Genomic DNA, 3,298 nt, shown 5'->3' with positions numbered 1-3,298 from the left:
ATATAACCATTTTGGTTAAGTTGCTGAATAATGGCTTGCTGACGTGATTTATCACCTTTATAGGAATGACTAACCAAAACAGGTGAATGCCCCTGTTCCAATAAATCAATTGCTCCAATCGATGAATCCAAACCACCTGAAAATAAACAAACACAGTCTTTATTTCTTAAATCTACTAACTTGGTTCTATCATTTTGTGAATAAGGTTGTGGAGGATTCTGTCCGTTTTCTTGAAAATCAAATTGCCAAATATCACCACTTAAAAAGTGTAAAATGTGTTCTAAATGAACTTTGTTTGCTTGCCAAATAGCTGGCTGGCACAATGGTAAAGTAATAGAAAAGGAACGGCACCAGCCATTTGCGGTATCTTTTCGCAAAACAAAAGTATCTGCCGCCGTTACTGCCATAGCAATGGTTAGAAAATCCATTACTTGGTTATTAAGTCTAATGCCTAATCTTCTCACCCTATCTAAAACCATATTACCGATATGGGCAATTTGTAGATTTTTATTACCCATTCCATACAAATGAACAGGTATTGTTCCATTTTGTAGGTTATTTAATTGATTGATGTCGTGGTGAAAAACCAATTGAGTCATCAATACTCCTCCCACTCTTCCCAAATTTCCAAAATAGCTTGATTTTGAATGTCTTGCATTTGTTCAATTGTTAACTGACAAACATCATCCGTAAATTTAGGGGCAAGATTAATATCTACTACTTCACGAATGAGTTGCCGTAAATCATTTTCTGCTCTGGCAATTTGCACAGGATCATCGCCTTTCTTCCAAGCCTTGCCAGCATCGTGTGCAATTTGCAGAAAAATACTTTCGGTTAAATAACAAACCATCATTCTACCAATGACTTCAGTGGTAATGCTATTTTCATCAAAAGTTGTCATTCCTTCCAATGCTTCTGATAAAGCAATATTCATTGCAGAACGAATTTTGTCTGAATCACCGTGATGACCAGCCAAAAGTTCGGTAATTTGGTTGATAACTTGCTCACAAGGCTGACCATTTAAACTATGTAAATTAACCGAATATTGTTGCTGCCGGCCGCCTGAAAAAATACCAAATAAATCCGAACCTGCTTGGGTAATTTTCCCCAATTTTTGGACGGCTGTATGCTTACCACCACTGGCTTTTCGTGCATAATGACCAAGTGCTTTACGTACATCACCTCGTCCACCGCCTCGTACAGCCCTACCGATTGCTTGACGCAATCCCCTTAATCTCTGTGGGTCTGGTGTTTGAGTCGTTGCTTGGTTGTTATCAACCCAAGCCGGTAACAAAGGTGAACGACCATTTGGCCCCACGCTAGATTGTGAAGTACCCATTGCTTACTCCTGATACCAAGTTTCTCTTTTTAATCTTGTATTAAACCACGGCTGATTAACACCTTTATTTCTCAATTCAGCAATAAAGCGAGTTAAAATTTTTGCACCGTCTTCTGAATTTGCCGCTAGCAAACAAGCCCCTATAAAACCATCTGGGCTTTCATCCCAATTATCCAGTTTTCTTAATTGTTCAATCAATGCTTCCATAACGGAGATTTGTTCATTAATTGTTAATCCCTGAATAGCGGTTTGAGTATTTTGTGAGCCTGTTGTTGATTTAGTTACAAGTAAAATACTTAAAACATCTTGGGCTTTTTGAGAAAGTTGAGCAGTGTAAGTATTTAGTAGAATGGTTTCTCTAGATAAATAAATCGCAGCCCGCAAATCAACATTAGATAATTTGGGCTCTAATTTTACCCATTCTGTGATAAATGTTTGAATGGATTTATTTTCAGAGAGCTTTGATAGATTCTGCTCATTGTTATTTTCCAGTTCTTTTAATAATTCAGGTTTACCTTCTCCTTCATTAACAAGCTGATAAAATTTTGTTACTACATCAGAATCCACGCATCGCTCAAAAATAACCAGTTTGGTAATAATTGCTTCATCTAACGGCATTTGACGCTTGTCTGCGATTTTGGTACGCATCTTAATGGTATTTAAAATGCGTTTTACAATTCTGGGATTACCGTAAACATTAGGTGAATTTGCTAATAAGGGAGCTATTCTGTTTGCTCGTTCAAAATCTGACAAGAGAACTTGATTATGTTGCTCTTCAATAGTTTTGGTCACATCTTCTGGATTTAAAGATTGACTTTTCCAAGATTGTTGCAAATGAGTTTCTAAAAATTGGCGTAAGCTCGCTAATTTTGCGGTTGGTATTTTTTGATGAATGGCGTACAGCATATATAAATATGCACGAATTTCAAGCACACCTGCTTTGGGTACACGAATAGGAATCTGAATGAGCTTGTCCAAATAATCAATTTGATGACGATACGACAAATCTTTGTAATGTTCGGCAACTGAATGGCGAATCATCTCCTCGTCAGCCGCGATAATGAATGCCGTCCGATTTAAAAACAAAAATAAACGAATCGCCTCCAATGTCTGAATAGCATTAGCAGGCAGACAACGGTCAAGATTATCAATTACAATAACCAGCTTTTTACCTAAATCCTGCAATATTTCGCCATATTCTTTTCTAAACTCATCGATTTGTTGTGGTGGTGTTTGTTTCTCTTTTGGCTTGATAAGATTTTTCCCTGAATCAACAAGATTTTTCCCTACTTCTACAATTTGCTTACTTTCTGTTTCATTTTGAACACCATCCAATGATTCTTTTGCTGTTTCAAATGTTTTGGAAATTAAGCCAAAAGTTGGCACTCCTGCAGCCAACGCAGCTCCTTCGGCCATTAAACCAAGCAAACGCAAACCATTAATTCTTGCAAATAAGTTTTTGGATTTTTGCAAGATGGTTTCTTCATCTTTGGCGGCCTGAATCAAATGGCTTGCAATAGTTTCCAAAAGCGCCGCTCTGGCATCATCAAATCCCTGATAGAGCCAAGCATCAAATTTAATTATAATCCACTCATCAGGTTTGATTTGTTGCTCAATCAAATTTAATAGAGAAGATTTACCTGCACCCCAATTACCAAAAACACCTATTGAAACGGGGAGCATAGCTTCAGTTTCTAAGATTTCAGTAACAATTTGGGATACTTCACCAAAATTGAGATAGTCTTCTTTAGATTCAGTATCTGACCACATTTAATTACCCTCATTTATAAAATATAATTTTTTACATTCTACACATTTTTAACAAACATTTAAATATTTTTATAATTATAAGCATATAAAAAGTATCAAGATTGGTAGATGAGTTATCGAAATTAAAAGATAGTGGGAAAAGGAATGGAAGTGAAATAAACCAGATAAACAGATTAAACTACTAGAATC

The 3,298-nt window shown here is 36.3% G+C and carries 2 protein-coding genes and 1 pseudogene; all 3 read right to left on the bottom strand.

Going from position 1 to position 3,298, the window contains the following annotated elements:
- A pseudogene (locus tag ACTHUT_RS16330) lies at nt 1-599 on the bottom strand (Qat anti-phage system QueC-like protein QatC); the annotation flags it as partial.
- A complete protein-coding gene (locus tag ACTHUT_RS16325) occupies nt 599-1,339 on the bottom strand; it encodes a hypothetical protein (RefSeq protein WP_107918628.1) in 741 nt (246 codons plus the stop codon). The gene ACTHUT_RS16325 and the pseudogene ACTHUT_RS16330, both read right to left, overlap by 1 nt.
- A 3-nt stretch (nt 1,340-1,342) precedes the next feature.
- Entirely contained in the window at nt 1,343-3,109 is a 1,767-nt protein-coding gene (locus ACTHUT_RS16320) for a KAP family P-loop NTPase fold protein (RefSeq protein ID WP_250600177.1), read from the bottom strand.
- Nucleotides 3,110-3,298 lie beyond the last annotated feature (189 nt).

The organism is Neisseria sp. P0022.S010, assembly GCF_051956635.1.
Note: the sequence above shows the minus strand (reverse complement) of the source record. Positions and strands in the feature narration are given on the sequence as shown.